Source organism: Ruminococcus sp. 1001136sp1 (assembly GCF_039841815.1).
Lineage (GTDB): Bacteria > Bacillota > Clostridia > Lachnospirales > Lachnospiraceae > Blautia_A > Blautia_A faecis.
The window spans coordinates 30,605-48,643 of the sequence record NZ_JBDPGY010000008.1 but is presented as its reverse complement, the minus strand read 5'-3'; the positions used below and the strand labels follow the sequence as shown (position 1 = coordinate 48,643).

The following is an 18,039-nucleotide window of genomic DNA, read 5'->3' as shown; positions in this document are numbered from 1 at the left end:
TGAAAAAATCCATGAACCTGCGAGGCGTTTTTCGTTGTGCTATCGGGTAAACTGCAGCGTATAATTTGCGCTGTCACCGATATAGGAATTGATAAGCTCTTCATCTTCACTGTTGGCGGTAAAGGTTGGATCCATGCGGTTCCATTTCTCCCCGTCATAGGTAATCGCCTGTTCCACCCATCCTTTTCCACGTATGTAAACATCGATCCAGGCATGCTTGATGTCACCTGCATATCCGATCTGAAGCTTACAGGGAATATCCCTGCTTCGCAGCATTGCCGTCATCAAGGCAGCATAATCAAAACAGATTCCCTTTCCGGTAGAGAGGGTTTCGTCTATGTCAGGAAGATATCCTGTCTCAACGGTGGCTGCTTTGTCCTCGTCGTAGGTGACATGCTGGGTTACATACTGGAAAACGGTGTCAATGCTTTCCTGTTCCGTGGCATCCTCTGCCAGAAGAGAAAGAGCCAGCTTGCAGGCTTCTGAGTTCGGGGTAAAATTTACATACTGGTTCGGATACAAAAACGGGAGAAATTCATTCTCCAGGGAAACCTCCAGAGCCTGGGCAAAAAGTGCGGCATACTGACTGCCGTTTACCTGCTCATAACAGGATACCTGGTAGGTGCCGCTTCCACTGGTAAACGGAATGACAGCACTTTCGCCGGAGCTTACAAAATAAGAATAAACAACGCCGTCATCCGCGGAAAGCTGGATGTTTTTGGTGGTACCATTGCTGTCACTGACAGCAGTCAGATATCCCTGACTGATATTTGAAATATCCAGTATCAGAGGTGAATATCCTATGGTGTCTGTTCCAGGAGCTTCCGGAACCAGAACCTTCAGCGGGGAAAAAACAGGCGGTTCTTCGCCGGAACCGGAGCTGCTGTTCTGACCGCAGCCTGCAGCTGGGAAAACTATTAGCAGGAAAAATAGAAATAAGCAAAGCAGAAGGGCCGAAATGCGTTTAGACATAGCGCCGCTCCTTTTTATAAGTTGATCATTCATTTTCAAACACGTTCCAGGGATTTTTGAAATTCGGGAAGATCGTACCATGCTGGTGGTTCCTTCATACGAACCACGAAATGGCACAGATCAGGACGGATCCTGGCTTCCAGGTATTCCATAGGACCCAGTGAACAGTGTGCTGTTCTGGTGTTGAAAAAAATAGGAGATCCCGGTTCAATGTTGAGAATCTGTGCATCAAGGAAATCAGCTGAGCTGATGTTGATGTGTTCTTCGCCAGTTTCAAATTTAATTCCGTAGTGCTTCTGAATAAAGTAATAGAGATCTACAAGCTGTTCGCGGTAGGTATCTAAATCTGGGAAAAAATCAATACGGATATAATTTGTCTGAATTATCACAGGCTGTTCATTGGAGGAAACCACTCTTTGAAGGCGGAAGACTTCTGTTCCTTCATTAAGGTCCAACGCACTGGCGACCTGGCTGTTTGCAGGAATACGGTCAATCCAGGTTCCGCTGATGGTCAGGGCGGCATTATCCGGAAACAGAGTGTTTATGTCTATTACGTTATGAAATTTTGAGAAGCTGGTAAGCTCTCGTTCTTTGGGATTGATCACCTGTGTGCCGGCACCCTGCTTTACCTTTATGCGTTTGTCTTTAACCAAAAGGTCAATGGCATGCCGGACCGTCGTACGGCTTACCGAAAACATTTTTCCAAGCTCATCTTCTGTGGGAAGATAGGAACCTATGGGATAAACGTTATTATCTATATCGGATTTTAATTTGTTATAACATTTCTTGTATGCAGGAAGTTTTTCCATAATGTTTCCTTTCAAATAAGGTTGTTTAGTAACTTATAGTATATATGTATCAAACAAATAAGTCAAATAATAATTAAAAAAAACAGAAGAACTTATACAAAATGCATAAAAATAAGAGGAGTATCTTGTCAAATAAAACACTTTACTAAAAAAGAAAAACATTGTATAGTAATGTTTATAAACATAATCATGAATTTGAAAATAAATTAAAAATAAAGGAGAAACATAATGACGAAAAAACAGGAATTTGTACCGCGCGAGATAAGAGAAAAACCATTGTATGAACTGGAATCGGTAGAAGATATTCCGGTATCAGAGCTGTATCAGGTTAAGGTAAACGGAAAGGAACAGCGAGTATATCATACAGAATTTTTTGATTTTGTTTCTTTCTTGGATGAAAATGAAAAGGCAGAGGTAGAAGTTACAGTAAACGAACCATTTCAGAAAGCTGTTATCCGTCCTGCAGCTGCACAGATACCATTCAAAGAAGAGGGAAACAAAATCAGCATAAGCCTTCCTGCCGGAAAGAGAATTACTCTTGAACTGGACGATAAACTGGAGTCACCACTTTATGTTCTTCCGGGAAAATACATACCGAAGCCTGAGAATGCCACTTATGTATTTGAAAGCGGAAAAGCCTATAACGTGGGATGCCTTCAGCTTAATTCTGACGAAACTGTTTATATAGAGTACGGAGCAGTTGTAAGTGGAAGAATCTATTCCAGAATGGCAGACAGAGTCCGTATTCTGGGAAACGGAATCCTGTATGGAGGAAACTGGCATGCATGGGATGAAAATGGTGCAGAGCAGCTGATCGTTCCTGTATTGGGTGAGGACATTGAAATACGCGGAATCACACTTCTGGATGGTGGTTCCTGGCATATTGTTCCGGTTGCATGTAAAAATGTTCTGATTGAAGATGTAAATGTTCTGGGAAAAGTGATCACAGGAGATGGCGTCGATATAGTCGGATGTGAGAATGTAGTGCTTCGTAATTGCTTTATAAGGGCAAATGATGATTGTATATCTATTAAGGCTGTGGAATTCCAGGATCCGTCAGGCTGCACAGATGTGAGACATATCCTTGTTGAGGATTGCCTGTTCTGGAATGCAGAATTTGGAAACACACTTGAAATCGGATATGAAACCAGATGTGACGAAATTACAGATGTTGTTTTCAGAAATTGTGATGTTGTACATTGCCAGTATGAGGGCAATCAGTCAGGTGGAGTACTGACAATTCATAACGCTGACCGTGCCCATGTACATGATATTGTTTATGAAAACATCCGAATTGAAGATGCCCAGGAAAAATTTATTGATATTAAAACTCTTGATTCCAAGTATTCACGAGACAGGGAAAGAGGCATGGTAAATGATATTTTCTTTAAAAATATTGAAATTACAGAAGGCACTTTTCCAGTATCCATTATACGTGGCTTTGAGATGAAAAATGAAGTGTGCAGACCTCATGGCTTTTATTTTGACAATGTGGTAATTCATGGAGAAAAGGTGATGTCACCTGGTGAATTACACATGGTTGTGGAATTGTCAGATGAACTGAAATTCCAGTAAAAGGAATTAACAAAGGAGATGGAAGAAAGCATGGATATTTTGCTTGTCGGAACCTATACACAGCATGATGCCCCTGCTGTATTGGAGAAGCAGGAGCTTGGAAAAGGTATCTATCTGATTCCGTATAATGAGATCCTGGGAGATGTTGCAGGAACTCCTCTTATCATACAAATGCAGAATCCTTCCTGGATTTGTCTGGTGAAGAACCGGCTTTTTGCGGTAAGTGAAAGTGAAGATGCTGCGGAAATTGTGGAATATGAAGTAGGGGTTCAGGAAGAAAGGCTTACAGCAGAGAAAAAGGAAGGTCTTCAGATGCCTGGAAAAGCATCCTGTCATATTGAAAAGGATGAAAAATCTGAAAAGGGCTGATTCCAATACGATCGCAGTTATAATAAAAGAAATCAGCAACTCATACTGGGGTGTTATGCTTCATGTATTGGAGCGGGAAGTCCGTGACAGGAAATATTGCCTGGTATTGCAGAATGTAGCAGATGATGAAGACGAAGTTGAGCTTGCCCTTCAGCTGGAAAAAGAGAAAAAAGTCAAAGGAATCATATTTCTTGGAGGTATGTATAATTATGACGAGTCAAGGCTGAGAATGCTGAGAGTTCCGTATGTGATCAGTGGTTCCGGAAAAACAGTTCCGGAGGATACAGGAACTTATCCTAAAAGTGCCCTTGTGACGACTGATACAGAGATTGAGAGCCAGAGTATGGTTGATTATCTGTGCAGCTGCGGACATAAAAGGATCGCCTTTATTACTTCCGGAGATGAAGGTCTTGGAAGATGCCATCTCAATGGCTATAAAAGGTCACTGGAAAAAAATGGACTGGAGTATGATGAGAAGCTTATAATTCGTTTAAAACCAGGTAAAAGAATCTATACGATTGAGAATGGTTATAACTGTACCTGTGAGCTTTTGAAATCGGGGGTGGATTTTTCCTGTATTTATGCAATTTCAGATACTCTGGCGGTAGGCGCCTGCAGAGCAATTATTGACAGCGGCAAAAGAGTACCGGAGGATTATTGTGTGGCAGGAGCAGATGGTCAGGACATTGCGGAATATTATCATCCATCCATCACCACATTGAAATATCCAAGAGTGGAAACTGCCCTGCAGAGCGTCCGTACCTTGTTTGATCTGATCGACCGGAAAAAGGTAGTGAAACGGCAAATACTGAGCGGAACTCTTATAGAGCGGGAGTCTACACGCAAGCTGTAAGGTGTGTTTGTTGCTATCCATTACATCGAAAAGGAATCTGTGAAAATATTTGAGAAGGATTATCATGCGTTACGATCCGCTCAGATATTTTTACAGATTTTTTTGTTTTCGTACTTTTTAGACGGATTTTTGTAAGTTTTAACAAGGGAATTCCGTTGACAAAAGTGACAGTTTGCTTTATTATAAGAAGTGAATAAAAGGCAAACCTGTTGAAAGACAGGGACGCAAAGCCAAGGGTCTAAGGTCTCAAGACTATGACAGCCGGTTGCCGCATTGATATTGATTAGGTAATGTAATATGACAGGAGACGTGGTTCTTCTGTTTGTGGCGACCGTTTATTTAATCTGATAAACGGTTTTTTTATTTCCACAAACTGATGGGACTGATAGTTTCCAGATAGCGGCAAGTCAGTTACATTATGGTTCAAGAAAGGTGTGTTATTTATGAAAGGAAAGAAATTAACAGAGTGGCTCGCAAATAAAAAAGTTGTTTCCAGTTGTGCTGCTATAGCATTGGCAGCAGTGATCGGCGGCGTTTCATTATTCTCAGGAACAGGAGAAACACCTGAATTCCCCAGTTACACAGATCCGATCATGGAGACTTCCATCATAGAAGATGAAACTCCACTGGCTTCCCAGCCGAAGACTACTGTGAAGACTACCTCCAGTACCAAGACAACCAGGAAGACTGTTAAATTAAAAAAGGCTTCCAAGAAGAGCTACACCAAGAAACTGAAAACTAAAACAAAAGTAACCAATAAAACAAATAAATCCGGTAATACAACAGTAGATACCAAGACAACCGTTGTTACCAAAGCAACAGCGAAATACACCAAGAAATCCAAAAAGAAAGTTGTTACATCCAAGATCACAACAACTGTTCAGACAACAACTACACAGCAGGTATCAATTGACAATGAGACCGCTGTAAGCACTACTTCTTCTGGTGCTTCCGCTGCCCAGGTAACTGCAGCAGCAAGCTCTTCACAGAACCAGAGCAAACACGAGGAAAATGTAGCAAGTGTTGCAGGCAAGATGGACAATCGTGTAATTGCAGCATATCAGCAGCTGGGATTTAAGCTTGTTGTTGATCCATCCGTCAACTATTCAGGATATTTTGATGCAAGATCAAGATCTATTACAATGAAGCAGATTGATGATTCTGTTTATCATGAGCTGGGTCATTTCCTTGCATTTATCGCAGGAAATGCAGATAAGACAGCAAGCTTCCAGAGCATTTTTGCAGCTGAGAAGGCAAATGTTACAGCTTTTAATAAAGCCTATGTAACACAGAATGCTTCCGAATATTTTGCAGAATCTGTTAAGGATTACATCCTGAACAATGCTTCCCTGAAGAGTAGCAGACCACAGACTTATGCAGCTGTTCAGAATGCACTGAATCAGATTACAGATGCACAGATCGCTAAGATCCAGAAGATTTATGGAGCGTTCTGGAACTAATGATTTTAAAGATGACCGGCACCCGGAGAAATATCTCCGGGTGTTTTACTGTGGATACCACAGGCGCGGGAAAATAGTGTTTTATAAAAAGGTAAGTGACAGATAGTACTTACCTTTTTGTCACCGGGAGAGCCGTAATCTTATATATGTCGAGTTACTGTTCACTGGTAACATTCCGCGAGGTGTTTTTTGTGAACAAAATTCACAGAAAACCCGAGAATTAAGTTTGCGCAGCAAACGCTACTTCTTGTGCTTGTCACAAGAAGGTTCGTCTTTCTGTGCATCGCGAAGCGTGTTACTGGTCACGGAGTGAACAGTAACTATGTCGAAGAGTCTGGATATGTGTCGACAGAAAATTCTTGCAATGAAAAACCTTAGGTGTGTATAATACAAAACAAAGGTTATCACTTTCTTGCAGGCAGGGATAGATATATTGGGGTCACTGGTCCTAAGTGAACAGTAATATATATTTGGAATGGATGTAGACACGGCGCCTGAAATGTGTTAGAATCAACTTTAATAAGTTTTTTGAAGGATGTTTTTATAATTCAGTATATAGCTTCTGTCTAATCAGACATTTGTATCCCGTTAAATCAAAATTGAAATGTGTTTTAGAATTGTATTAGTCGAAGAGGTAGATGATTGATGAAAGAAAAGTATGAATCATTATCCCTGGCTACGCTGAAAGACTTGGCAAAAGCCAGAGGACTGAAGGGCATTTCTACTATGAGAAAGCCTGAATTAATTGAACGTATGCTGGAAGAGGACAGGAAAGAACAGACTGCAGAAAATGAGCAGACTATTTCCGGAACAGCAGAAGAGAATACCATACCTGCAAGACCAGAGCCTGTGGCAGCAGAAAAAACAGAAAATACGGGAAGTGTTTCTTCACCGGAGAGAAGAGAAGCACCAACCAGATCCCGTACCATTATACGGCGTAATCCTGAGTACCGCAGCAATAATTATGGCAGAAATGAAAATGCAGGACGCCAGAACAGTTATAATGGGGAAAACAGACCGGAGAACTTCGTGAAGCGCACTCCTGTAGCGAAACCTGTAGAAGTGGTTCCGCCAGCCGAATTAAGACCTGAGGAAACGGAACAGCCCCGTACAGGCGCAGCCAGTGAGAACCGTACAGAAGAGGATGTAAGCAACGCTTACAGTGTTCCGGCTGAAACGGTCCAGCTTGACAGTGGCGAAAAGGCCAATGGAATTCTGGAGGTTATGCCGGATGGGTTTGGATTTATCCGAAGTGAGAATTATCTTCCGGGAGAAAATGATATCTATGTTTCTCCGTCACAGATCCGCAGATTCAATCTGAAGACAGGGGATATTATTCAGGGAAATATCCGTATTAAAACACAGGGGGAGAAATTCAGTGCCCTTTTGTATGTGACGTCTATCAATGGTTTCCATCCAAGTGAGGGACAGAAGAGATACAATTTTGAAAATATGACCCCAATCTTCCCAGATGAACGTCTGATCATGGAGCGGCCTGGCGGAACTACTGCCATGCGTATCGTAGATCTGATCAGCCCTATCGGAAAGGGACAGCGTGGTATGATCGTTTCCCCGCCTAAGGCAGGTAAAACTACTTTGCTCAAGGATGTTGCGAAATCTATTCTTAAGAATAACAAGGATATGCATCTGATCATTCTTCTTATTGATGAACGTCCTGAGGAAGTTACCGATATCAGGGAAGCAATACAGGGACCGAACGTGGAAGTTATTTATTCCACATTTGATGAGCTTCCGGAGCATCATAAGCGTGTATCCGAGATGGTTGTAGAGCGTGCACGCCGCCTTGTAGAACATAAGCAGGATGTTGTGATCCTTCTGGATTCCATTACCAGACTGGCAAGAGCCTATAACCTGGTTGTTCCCCCAAGTGGAAGAACTCTGTCAGGAGGTCTTGATCCGGGAGCACTTCATATGCCGAAGCGCTTTTTTGGTGCAGCACGTAATATGCGTGAGGGAGGAAGCCTTACCATTCTGGCCACTGCACTGGTTGACACCGGAAGCAAAATGGACGACGTTATTTACGAAGAATTCAAGGGAACCGGCAATATGGAGCTTGTTCTTGACCGCAAGCTTCAGGAGAAACGGGTTTTCCCGGCCATCGACATTCAGAAATCCGGTACCAGACGAGAAGATCTGCTTTTGAGCAAAGACGAGCAGGAAGCTGTATATATTATGCGAAAGGCTCTTAACGGAATGAAGTCTGATGAGGCAGTGGAACAGATCCTGAACATGTTTGCACGTACTGCAAATAATGCTGAATTTGTGCAAATGGTAAAAAAACAGAAATTGTAATGTTCACAAAAAACACCGTGCAGAATATTATCTGGGATTAGTTTTAGAAATTTTTATAAATAACTTGCATTTCTCATAACGCCATGCTATAATCAGTAGGCTGTGTAAAGTGTGAATTCGTCAGATTCAACGCAAATAAAATAGAATAAATATAGAGAGGTGAAAATCATGAGAGAAGGAATCCATCCGAATTACTATCAGGCAACTGTAACCTGCAACTGCGGTAATACTTTTGTAACAGGATCTACCAAGCAGGATATCCACGTAGAAATCTGCTCCAAATGTCATCCGTTCTATACAGGACAGCAGAAAGCTACTCAGGCTCGCGGACGTATCAATAAGTTCAACGAGAGATATGGCCTGAATAAATAATTTGAATATTACTGAATGAGAAGGTTGAGGTTGGGAAATCTCAACCTTTCTTTGTAATTTGACTGAATTTATGAGACGGAGGATAAAATGAAACCATCTAACATCGGTGGACAAGCTGTAATGGAGGGCATTATGATGCGTCATAAGGACAAATATTCCATTGCAGTGCGCCGTCCTGATAAAGAAATTGAAGTAAAGGTTGAAGATTACAAATGTATCTTTGGCAAGGCAAAGATCTGGCGCAAGCCCGTTATCCGCGGAATGGTCAGCTTCATCGATTCTCTGGTAACAGGAACTAAATGCCTGATGTATTCAGCAGAGATTGCAGGTGATGAGGAGGATGAGGAAGAGACTAAGAAGAATGCAGCTCTTTCTCCGGAGGAAATGGAGGCTAAGAAGAAAAAAGAGGACAGGGCATTTAAGGTTTTACTTTATGCGACAGTAGCTGTTTCTATAGTGGTTTCTATTGCCGCATTTATGCTTCTGCCTTATGCGCTGGCAAGCCTTTGCCGTAAGGTAGGTGCTTCCGAGGTGATAGTTACTATTGTGGAAGCATTTGTGAAGCTGGGCTTATTTATGGGATATATGCTTTTGATTTCCAGAATGAAGGATATCCAGAGAACCTTTATGTATCATGGAGCAGAGCATAAATGTATTAACTGTGTGGAGAATGGCAAGCCATTGACAGTGGAGAATGTACTGGAAAGCTCCAGATTCCATAGGCGATGTGGAACAAGCTTTTTATTCCTGGTTATGCTGGTAAGTATTTTCCTGCATTTTATTTTCGTATTGGTACCTTCATATTGGCTGCGTCTTTTTGGACGTCTCCTTATGGTGCCTATTGTATCCGGAATTTCATTTGAGATTATCCAGTGGGCAGGAAGAACTGACAGCAAATTTGCCCTGATGATGAGCAAGCCAGGTATGGCAATGCAGAAATTTACTACTAAGGAGCCTACAGCTGATATGGCAGAGGTTGCTATTAAGGCTGTGGAGGCTGTGTTTGACTGGAGAGCATATTTAAAGACAGAATTCAATCTGGATATTCCATATGAGAACAAAGAAAACGGTGATCTTTCCGCTGCTTCCGCGCAATCTGAAAGCGGGGAGAGTGAAGAACGTACCGGGAATGTACCGGAAACGGGAGCTGCACAATGACTTCTCTGGAAACACTATTAAAAGAAGGAACCAAGGTTCTGGAACAGCATAAGATCCAGGAAGCCAGGCTGGATGCCTGGCTTCTTCTGGAGCATGTGACAGGAATGAACAGGGCTTTTTATTTCGCTCATTCAGCTGACGGGATTGAAGAGGAAAAAGCGGACAGATACCGGGAACTGATCCGAAAAAGAGCCGGTCATGTTCCCTTGCAGCATATTACCCATCAGGCATATTTTATGGGATTTGAATTTTATGTAAATCAAAACGTACTGGTTCCGAGGCAGGATACGGAGACATTGGTGGAGAAGGCTCTGGAAGTTATGAAGGGGAAAAAGACACCAGGGATTCTGGATATGTGCACCGGATCGGGGTGTATTCTTTTAAGTCTTTTGGCACTTACCGGGGATGCATATGGTGTGGGTGCTGATGTTTCCCCACTTGCTCTTCAGGTGGCAGATAAGAATGCGGTAAGCCTGGAAGTGTCAGACAGAGCTGTTTTCGTGGAAAGCGACTTGTTTTCGTCAGCTTTTTTTCAACAAAACACTGGCAAAGATATGCCTCAGTATGATATCCTTATTTCGAATCCCCCCTACATCAGAAGCGCAGAGATTGAAGAGCTTATGGAAGAAGTGCGGGATCACGATCCAAGACTTGCATTGGATGGCCATGAAGATGGTCTGTATTTTTACAGAAAAATCGTATCGGAGGGAAAGGCTTTCCTAAAGGAAAATGGCTGGATGCTGTTTGAAATCGGATATGATCAGGGCGAAGCTGTAAAGGCGCTGATGCGGGAAAATGGCTTTTTTGATGTACAGATTGTTAAAGACCTGACGGGACTTGATAGAGTTGTGTTGGGCAGACGATAGTTTTATATAAGTAAAGAGAAGAACATAACAGGAGGAAAACCATGTTTGACAAGTTGGACGATTTGCTCATACGTTTCGAGGAAGTTCTGAATGAGCTGGGTGAGCCAGATGTAACATCTAATCCAGATCGTTTCCAGAAGCTTATGAAGGAACAGAGCGACCTGCAGCCAATTGTGGATACCTATAAGGAATATAAGAAAAATAAAGAAACCATTCAGGACAGCCTTTCCATGCTGGAAGAGGAGAAGGATGAGGATATGAGAGAAATGCTCAAGGAAGAGCTTTCCGATGCCAAGAAGCGTGTGGAAGAGCTGGAGCATGAACTGAAGATCCTTCTTCTGCCTAAGGACCCTAACGATAATAAGAACGTTATCGTGGAGATCCGCGCCGGTGCCGGTGGAGATGAGGCTGCTCTTTTTGCAGCTGAGATTTACAGAATGTATGTAAAATATGCAGAATCCAGGCGCTGGAAAACAGAGATGATGAGCTTAAACGAGAATGGAATCGGCGGATTCAAAGAGGTTACCTTTATGATAAACGGTGCCGGAGCTTATTCCAGACTGAAATATGAGAGTGGCGTACACCGGGTACAGAGGGTTCCGGAGACGGAATCCGGCGGAAGAATCCATACTTCCACCTGTACGGTTGCAATTATGCCGGAAGCTGAGGAGATTGATTTCCATCTGGATATGAACGACTGTAAATTCGACGTATTCCGTGCTTCCGGAAATGGCGGACAGTGCGTCAATACTACAGACTCCGCAGTACGACTGACCCATATTCCTACAGGAATCGTAATTTCCTGTCAGGATGAGAAGTCCCAGCTGAAGAATAAAGATAAGGCGTTAAAGGTTCTTCGCTCACGTCTGTATGAGATGGAGCTGGCCAAACAGCATGACGCAGAAGCAGAGGCGCGAAGAAGTCAGATCGGTACAGGTGATCGTTCTGAGAAGATCAGAACCTACAATTTTCCACAGGGACGTGTAACAGATCACCGTATCAAACTTACACTTCACAGACTGGATAACATTCTGAATGGAGATCTGGATGAAATCATCGACAGCCTGATCGCAGCAGACCAGGCAGCGAAATTGAGCAATCTGCAGGAACAGTAAACTTAGAGCCTTTTTCAAACACGCTCTAAAACAACAATCATATGAAAAATGGGAGGGTATTACCTATGAAAAAAACAGCTCTTGTAATTATGGCAGCCGGAGTTGGAAGCAGATTTGGAAATGGAATCAAGCAGCTTGCACCAGTTGGACCAAATGGTGAGATCATTATGGATTATTCCATCAGAGACGCATTGGAGGCTGGCTTCAATAAAATTGTATTTATTATCCGTAAGGATCTGGAAGAAGAATTTAAAAGCACCATTGGTGCAAGAGTAGAGAAGATCGCAGAAGTTGCGTATGCATATCAGGAAATGGAGAAGCTTCCGGAAGGCTTTGTGAAACCGGCAGACAGAACCAAACCATGGGGAACTGGTCATGCTGTTATCTGTGCAAGAGAGTTCCTTACAGAGCCATTTGCAGTTATCAATGCAGATGACTATTATGGAAAGGAAGCATACGTAAAAGTACATGATTATCTGGTTCGGGAGCAGCCAGCAGATGATGTTCTGCATATTTGCATGGCAGGTTTCCGTCTTGGAAACACCTTAAGTGATAATGGAAGTGTTACAAGAGGACTTTGCCACATTACAGACGGAAAGCTTACAGGGGTTACCGAGACACACAATATTTTTAAAACAGCAGATGGCGCTGAGAGTCGCGAAGATGGCCAGCCGGCAGAGAAGCTTGATTTAAATGAGCTTGTTTCCATGAACATGTGGGGACTGACTCCTGCGTTTATGGATACTTTATACGATGGATTTGTAGAGTTTCTTCAGAATGTAAAAGCTGGTGATATCAAGGCAGAGTATCTTCTTCCGGTTATGATCGATACATTGATCCAGAAGGGAACTGCCCAGGTGGATGTGCTTGAGACAAAGGATACCTGGTTTGGTGTAACTTACCAGGAAGATAAAGAGGTTGTGATCAAAGCCTTTAAAGAGCTTACCGAGGCTGGCGTATATCCAAACGGACTTTACAAATAAGATTATCGGATACTGTATATTGTAATTGTTTGCAGTTTTGCCTGAAAATATGGAAAAGAATGTATGATTCCTATATGCTTTCAGGTGTAATAAGCAAGGAGGATAATTAGATATGGGAAAATATTTTGGAACAGACGGATTTCGTGGTGAGGCGAATGTTCAGCTGACAGTTGATAATGCGTTTAAAGTAGGACGTTATGTAGGCTGGTATTATGGACGTGACCATAAGGCGAAGATCGTAATCGGAAAAGATACCAGACGAAGCAGCTATATGTTTGAGTATGCCCTTGTTGCAGGACTTACCGCTTCCGGAGCAGATGCTTATCTTCTGCATGTAACCACTACTCCAAGTGTATCCTTTGCGGTTCGTACAGAGGATTTTGACTGCGGTATTATGATTTCCGCAAGCCATAACCCATTCTATGATAATGGAATCAAGCTTCTGAATGGAAACGGACAGAAGATTGAGGCTGAGATCGAGGAGCGTATTGAGGCCTACATTGATGGCGAGATCGAGGAGCTTCCTCTTGCACGCAAAGAAGACATTGGACGTACTGTTGATTTTGCTTCCGGACGAAACCGCTATATCGGATATCTGATCTCCATTCCAAGCCGTGATTTCAAAAATGTAAAAGTCGGACTTGACTGTGCCAACGGAAGCTCATCCGCAATTGCAAAAAGTGTTTTCGAGGCACTTCAGGCGAAAACTTATGTGATCAACAATCAGCCGGATGGAACTAACATCAATACAAACTGTGGATCCACCCATATCGAAGTCCTTCAGAAATATGTGATAGACAATGGCCTGGATATCGGATTTGCTTATGATGGAGATGCTGACCGTTGTATCGCAGTTGATCATCGTGGAAATATCATCGATGGTGACAAGATTATGTATGTCTGCGGTAAATATCTGAAAGAGCAGGGGAAACTGAATGGAAATACTGTTGTTACCACAGTGATGTCCAATATGGGACTTTACAAAGCTCTGGAGCGTGAAGGAATGCGTTATGAGCAGACTGCCGTTGGTGACAAATACGTTGCCGAGAATATGATGGCAAATAACTACAGCATTGGTGGAGAACAGTCCGGACATATTATTTTCAGCCGTTATGCAGCTACAGGTGATGGTATCCTTACTTCTCTTATGGTCATGGAAGCATGCGTAGATAAGAAGTCTACCTTATGTGATCTTGCCAAAGAGATGAAGGTTTATCCTCAGGTTCTTCGAAATGTACGTGTAGCAGATAAGAAGACTGCGCGTGAGAACCCGAAGGTGGTTGAAGCAGTCGAAGCAGCAGGAAAGGCACTTGGCGATTCCGGACGTATTCTGGTCCGCGAGAGTGGTACAGAGCCGCTGATCCGTGTTATGGTGGAGGCCGAGACAGATGAGCTCTGCCATCAGTATGTAGACAGTGTTGTGGAAGTAATGGAAGCCGAAGGACTGATCGTTGGTTGAGAATGAAAATCAGAAAAACAGCATTAATATTGACAGCGGTCATGGGGCTTTCCCTTCTGGCTGGCTGTGATAATGAAAAACAGCAGATTTTTAAGGAAGCAGAGAAAGATCTGGAGCAGGGCAGCTATGAGTATGCGCTGGATGAATTTACTACTTCTGTGAATAATGGTGTGAAGCCTGCAGTGTCTTACCGCGGGATTGGAATCTGTCAGCTGCGTCTGGGAAATTATGAGGATGCCATTACTGCCTTTACCAGTGCTCTTGGCGAGGAGAAAGTAAGTAAAAGTATGGCCCGGGACCTGTATCTGTATCGCGCTACAGCACGTTTGCAGGCTGGGTATCTGGATGATGCCATGGCAGACTGTCAGGTGCTTGCCCAGAATTATGAGATGGATGCAGATGCCTGGTTTCTTACTGGAAAGGTTGCCCTGGAAATGGATGGCTATGATGAAGCTGCCTCTGATTTTGAGCAGGCATATGGGGAAGATTCCAGCTATGACCGGGCCATCCAGATCTACGAGACGTACCTGGATAAGGACATGGAAGCGGATGGAACCAGATATCTGGAGGCTGTTTTGTCCACAGAGGCAAAGGGAGCAGAGGATCTTTGCAGCCGGGGAAGAATCTATTACTATATGGGAGATTATACCAATGCCCAGAAGGAGCTGACAGATGCTTCCAATCAGGGAAGTACAGAGGCACTTCTGGTTCTTGGAATGGTCTATGGCGCTCAGTCAGATTACGCAAATGCCCGGGCAATGTACCAGCAGTACATCAATCAGAAGCTGGATGATACGTCCGGGGATCAGACACAGACTGCCGCACAGGGATACAATGGACTGGCAGTGTGCGATATGGCAGAAGGAAATTATGATTCTGCTTTGGAAAATATCAGCAGCGGAATTTCCATTGCTTCCGATGATGAAATGCAGAGCTTGTTATTTAATGAAATTGTAGCTTATGAGAAAAAACTGGATTTTTCCACAGCGCAGGAGAAAGCTGTGTCTTATGTCGGAATGTATCCGGAGGATGAAGAAGCTGCGAAAGAGCTTGATTTCCTGAAATCCAGGACTGGAAGTAATGAATAGGAAACAGAGAAGGTTCTTGAAGCTATTTTTATAATCATAAAAGGATTTGAAATCTGAGGCAATATTGAATGCCGGATTTCAAATCCTTTTTTGGTAATATACTCAGATCTTTTTTACATAAAGGCGGTTGCCACGATACATGGGGCGGCCGTTCACGCCACTGAGATCGTAGGACATTGCAAAGTAGGAATCCACGCTGCTTACAAGCGCCCAGTCAGGATCATAGACCTTTCCACCAATTTCAGCCCAGCCGTGACCGCCGGAGCAGATTACATAAACTTTTTTCATGCCTACAGCGTTTGCGAGGTAGGCGAAAGCTGCTGCATAGGAAACACAGTCACCTCGTCCGCCGCGGAAAAACATATCTTCGGCGAAATCCTTTTCCCAGTCCTGTGTATTTCTGAATTCACGCCAGCAATAGTAGGTGTACTGCTTCTTGACGTAATCAAAGCTGGCACGGAGGCGCTGCATTTTGTTCATTCCTGGTCTGCTGATCTTTTCTACAATCTTGTTCGCTTCTGTCATTAGCTTCAGCTTGCGCAGGTTAGAACCGGATTTGCTGGCACGTCCGGAAGCATCAAGGGCGATACCATTTATAGTGGTGGAGGTCAGCATGTATGCGCCGGTGGTTCCTGTGCTGATACGGAAAAAGTAGTAATCATTTTTGATTTTTTTCCAGCCGTAACGCTGAATTCCATTTTTGTCAAAAAAGTAATAGCGGGATCCGATTTTGACTTTGCCTTTGACTTTCTTGCCGCGGGCATTGTAATAGTAGTGGCGGCCTTTGATGGTCTTCCAGGTACCAGAAGAGGAACTGGAAGCCTGTCCCTTACCGGAATGGGGCTTCTTATTGGTGTCAGTGGAAGAAGATTTCGCAGTTTGGGAAACAGATGTCCGAGCAGCTGCCTGGGTGGGAAGAGTACCTGTCAGGAGTGTACAGGACAGGCAAAGGCATGCTGCAAGAGTTTTGAGATTTTTCTTTTTCATAGGTTCCTCCTTTTTGGGTCTTTTACTATTATTATATACTATATGAGATCTGAACTGTAGTTGTTGTTTTCAGATCTGAAATATGTTACTGTTCACTCCGTTCACAGTAACGCGCTTCGCGATGCACAGAAATCATGCATTCGCATGATTTCGCGCCGCAATTCTCGGGTTTTCTGTGAACTATGTTCACAAAAAACGCCTCGCGGAACGTTACCAGTGAACAGTAACTGAAATATACCTCTCCCAAAAGGAATGGGTTTGTGTTATACTCTAACAGATGATTTTCAGATAGAAAAGTAACTGAAAGTTAGTTTATGGATGATCCGGAAGGAGGATTTATGGAATATATTGAAGAAATACAGGAGCAGGTGATTCTGGTTGGCGTTCAGCTGGATGAGAACGATAATGTGAAAGAATCCCTGGATGAACTGGAGGAGCTTGCAGATACTGCCGGAGCTCAGACAGTGGGAAAAATTATCCAGAACCGTGAGACTGTACATCCTGGAACTTATATTGGAAAAGGAAAGATCGAGGAGGTACGTGCTCTTATGCTGGCCACGGATGCTACAGGAATCATCTGTGACGATGAACTTTCCCCGGCACAGATGAACAATCTGGAGCATGAGCTGGAATGTAAGGTAATGGACAGAACTCTTCTGATCCTTGACATTTTCGCAAAACATGCCACTACCAGCGAGGGAAAGATACAGGTTGAGCTGGCACAGCTCCGTTACAGAGCATCCAGACTGGTAGGACTAGGTGCGTCTTTGTCCAGACTTGGAGGAGGAATTGGAACCAGAGGTCCTGGAGAGAAGAAGCTGGAGAGTGACCGTCGTCTGATCCGAAAGAGAATCACAGCGCTGAAGGAAGAGCTTTCCCAGGTAGAGAAGCACAGAGAGCTGCTCCGTACCGGACGTACCCGGGGAAAGATGAAGACTGTTGCTATTGTAGGTTATACCAATGCAGGTAAATCTACATTGTTAAATACCCTCACTGGAGCCGGAGTGCTTTCAGAGGATAAGCTGTTTGCCACATTGGATCCTACAACCAGAGCATTGACATTAGATGACGGACAGCAGATCCTGCTTACAGATACTGTTGGATTTATCCGTAAACTGCCGCATAATCTGGTTGAAGCTTTTAAGAGTACCCTGGAGGAAGCGAAATATGCAGATTATATTATTCATGTGGTAGACTGTTCGAATCCTCAGGCGGTACAGCAGATGGAGGTTGTTTATGATACCCTGCAGGAGCTTGGTGTCCAGGGCAAAAAGACGATTACTTTATTTAACAAGGTCGATGTGGGTGCAGCAATCCGCATGCGCGACAGTATGGCAGACCATACTCTTAAGGTTTCGGCCAAAACAGGGGAAGGTCTGGAGGATTTAAAGCAGCTTCTGGGGAAAATCCTTTCTGAAGAGCAGATTTATGTGGAAAAAATTTTTTCCTATCAGGAGGCTGGCAAGATCCAGCTGATCCGGGAATATGGGCAGCTGCTTTCGGAGGAGTACACAGATACTGGAATTCTGGTGAAAGCCAGAGTGCCGCAGGAAATTCATGGGAAGCTTATGTGACGCAGCCAGACCTGTGGAATTGGCAAAAAGTATGGGTTTATAAAGTTATCACATTTGAGGATAATAAGTAAATATAATGATATGAG

Annotated in this window: 16 protein-coding genes and 1 riboswitch; of the genes, 13 read left to right on the top strand and 3 right to left on the bottom strand. The window is 43.4% G+C overall.

What is annotated here, in order from left to right:
* Positions 1-39: 39 nt before the first annotated feature.
* Entirely contained in the window at positions 40-972 is a 933-nt protein-coding gene (locus tag ABHC48_RS08560) for a transglutaminase-like domain-containing protein (RefSeq protein ID WP_195699530.1), read from the bottom strand.
* Between the two features lie 35 nt (positions 973-1,007).
* Complete coding sequence (locus tag ABHC48_RS08555; RefSeq protein WP_148461064.1) at positions 1,008-1,781, bottom strand: GntR family transcriptional regulator; 774 nt, start codon at positions 1,779-1,781, stop codon at positions 1,008-1,010.
* 228 nt (positions 1,782-2,009) lie between these two features.
* Here ABHC48_RS08555 and ABHC48_RS08550 point away from each other — a divergent pair, with 228 nt between their 5' ends.
* From ABHC48_RS08550 to ABHC48_RS08495, 12 genes are all read left to right on the top strand, one after another.
* Complete coding sequence (locus ABHC48_RS08550; RefSeq protein ID WP_195699529.1) at positions 2,010-3,356, top strand: glycosyl hydrolase family 28 protein; 1,347 nt, start codon at positions 2,010-2,012, stop codon at positions 3,354-3,356.
* Between the two features lie 30 nt (positions 3,357-3,386).
* Entirely contained in the window at positions 3,387-3,725 is a 339-nt protein-coding gene (locus tag ABHC48_RS08545; RefSeq protein WP_195699528.1) for a beta-propeller fold lactonase family protein, read from the top strand.
* Entirely contained in the window at positions 3,703-4,578 is an 876-nt protein-coding gene (locus tag ABHC48_RS08540; RefSeq protein ID WP_187565094.1) for a substrate-binding domain-containing protein, read from the top strand. Before ABHC48_RS08545 ends, ABHC48_RS08540 begins: the two co-directional genes overlap by 23 nt.
* 189 nt (positions 4,579-4,767) lie before the next feature.
* Positions 4,768-4,851: riboswitch (cyclic di-GMP riboswitch) on the top strand.
* Positions 4,852-5,021: 170 nt separating this feature from the next.
* Positions 5,022-6,038, top strand: a complete 1,017-nt coding sequence (locus ABHC48_RS08535; RefSeq protein ID WP_227200204.1) for a hypothetical protein — start codon at positions 5,022-5,024, stop codon at positions 6,036-6,038.
* Between the two features lie 645 nt (positions 6,039-6,683).
* Positions 6,684-8,351 carry a transcription termination factor Rho gene (gene rho / locus ABHC48_RS08530; RefSeq protein ID WP_195699595.1) on the top strand — a complete coding sequence of 556 codons (1,668 nt, stop codon included), beginning with the start codon at positions 6,684-6,686 and terminating at the stop codon, positions 8,349-8,351.
* A gap of 168 nt (positions 8,352-8,519) precedes the next feature.
* Positions 8,520-8,723 carry a 50S ribosomal protein L31 gene (gene rpmE / locus ABHC48_RS08525; RefSeq protein ID WP_173716501.1) on the top strand — a complete coding sequence of 68 codons (204 nt, stop codon included), beginning with the start codon at positions 8,520-8,522 and terminating at the stop codon, positions 8,721-8,723.
* An 87-nt stretch (positions 8,724-8,810) separates the two neighbouring features.
* Positions 8,811-9,881 carry a DUF1385 domain-containing protein gene (locus ABHC48_RS08520; RefSeq protein WP_195477851.1) on the top strand — a complete coding sequence of 357 codons (1,071 nt, stop codon included), beginning with the start codon at positions 8,811-8,813 and terminating at the stop codon, positions 9,879-9,881.
* A complete protein-coding gene (prmC, locus tag ABHC48_RS08515; RefSeq protein WP_118578119.1) occupies positions 9,878-10,747 on the top strand; it encodes a peptide chain release factor N(5)-glutamine methyltransferase in 870 nt (289 codons plus the stop codon). The genes ABHC48_RS08520 and prmC overlap by 4 nt, the downstream gene beginning before the upstream one ends.
* 41 nt (positions 10,748-10,788) lie before the next feature.
* Positions 10,789-11,862, top strand: a complete 1,074-nt coding sequence (gene prfA / locus ABHC48_RS08510) for a peptide chain release factor 1 (RefSeq protein WP_118578120.1) — start codon at positions 10,789-10,791, stop codon at positions 11,860-11,862.
* Positions 11,863-11,927: 65 nt separating this feature from the next.
* A complete protein-coding gene (locus ABHC48_RS08505; protein WP_195699527.1) occupies positions 11,928-12,845 on the top strand; it encodes a sugar phosphate nucleotidyltransferase in 918 nt (305 codons plus the stop codon).
* 112 nt (positions 12,846-12,957) lie between these two features.
* Entirely contained in the window at positions 12,958-14,304 is a 1,347-nt protein-coding gene (gene glmM, locus ABHC48_RS08500; protein ID WP_148461077.1) for a phosphoglucosamine mutase, read from the top strand.
* Between the two features lie 2 nt (positions 14,305-14,306).
* Positions 14,307-15,392 (top strand): tetratricopeptide repeat protein, encoded by a 1,086-nt coding sequence (locus ABHC48_RS08495; RefSeq protein ID WP_173773968.1) that lies wholly within the window; start codon positions 14,307-14,309, stop codon positions 15,390-15,392.
* 102 nt (positions 15,393-15,494) lie between these two features.
* Here the strand turns inward: ABHC48_RS08495 and ABHC48_RS08490 are convergent, their stop codons facing one another.
* A complete protein-coding gene (locus tag ABHC48_RS08490) occupies positions 15,495-16,379 on the bottom strand; it encodes a transglutaminase domain-containing protein (RefSeq protein WP_195699526.1) in 885 nt (294 codons plus the stop codon).
* Between the two features lie 338 nt (positions 16,380-16,717).
* Between ABHC48_RS08490 and hflX the strand changes: the two genes are divergently transcribed.
* The gene (gene hflX, locus ABHC48_RS08485; RefSeq protein WP_195380137.1) at positions 16,718-17,953 is read left to right on the top strand and encodes a GTPase HflX; all 1,236 of its coding nucleotides are present in this window, start codon (positions 16,718-16,720) and stop codon (positions 17,951-17,953) included.
* The last annotated feature ends 86 nt before the right edge of the window (positions 17,954-18,039 follow it).

Excerpts from the sequence above, each read along its gene's own strand:
- ABHC48_RS08560 (WP_195699530.1), bottom strand. The coding sequence starts at position 972 with ATGTCTAAACGCATTTCGGCCCTTCTGCTTTGCTTATTTCTATTTTTC.
- ABHC48_RS08555 (WP_148461064.1), bottom strand. The coding sequence starts at position 1,781 with ATGGAAAAACTTCCTGCATACAAGAAATGTTATAACAAATTAAAATCC.
- ABHC48_RS08550 (WP_195699529.1), top strand. The coding sequence starts at position 2,010 with ATGACGAAAAAACAGGAATTTGTACCGCGCGAGATAAGAGAAAAACCA.
- ABHC48_RS08545 (WP_195699528.1), top strand. The coding sequence starts at position 3,387 with ATGGATATTTTGCTTGTCGGAACCTATACACAGCATGATGCCCCTGCT.
- ABHC48_RS08540 (WP_187565094.1), top strand. The coding sequence starts at position 3,703 with ATGAAAAATCTGAAAAGGGCTGATTCCAATACGATCGCAGTTATAATA.
- ABHC48_RS08535 (WP_227200204.1), top strand. The coding sequence starts at position 5,022 with ATGAAAGGAAAGAAATTAACAGAGTGGCTCGCAAATAAAAAAGTTGTT.
- rho (WP_195699595.1), top strand. The coding sequence starts at position 6,684 with ATGAAAGAAAAGTATGAATCATTATCCCTGGCTACGCTGAAAGACTTG.
- rpmE (WP_173716501.1), top strand. The coding sequence starts at position 8,520 with ATGAGAGAAGGAATCCATCCGAATTACTATCAGGCAACTGTAACCTGC.
- ABHC48_RS08520 (WP_195477851.1), top strand. The coding sequence starts at position 8,811 with ATGAAACCATCTAACATCGGTGGACAAGCTGTAATGGAGGGCATTATG.
- prmC (WP_118578119.1), top strand. The coding sequence starts at position 9,878 with ATGACTTCTCTGGAAACACTATTAAAAGAAGGAACCAAGGTTCTGGAA.
- prfA (WP_118578120.1), top strand. The coding sequence starts at position 10,789 with ATGTTTGACAAGTTGGACGATTTGCTCATACGTTTCGAGGAAGTTCTG.
- ABHC48_RS08505 (WP_195699527.1), top strand. The coding sequence starts at position 11,928 with ATGAAAAAAACAGCTCTTGTAATTATGGCAGCCGGAGTTGGAAGCAGA.
- glmM (WP_148461077.1), top strand. The coding sequence starts at position 12,958 with ATGGGAAAATATTTTGGAACAGACGGATTTCGTGGTGAGGCGAATGTT.
- ABHC48_RS08495 (WP_173773968.1), top strand. The coding sequence starts at position 14,307 with ATGAAAATCAGAAAAACAGCATTAATATTGACAGCGGTCATGGGGCTT.
- ABHC48_RS08490 (WP_195699526.1), bottom strand. The coding sequence starts at position 16,379 with ATGAAAAAGAAAAATCTCAAAACTCTTGCAGCATGCCTTTGCCTGTCC.
- hflX (WP_195380137.1), top strand. The coding sequence starts at position 16,718 with ATGGAATATATTGAAGAAATACAGGAGCAGGTGATTCTGGTTGGCGTT.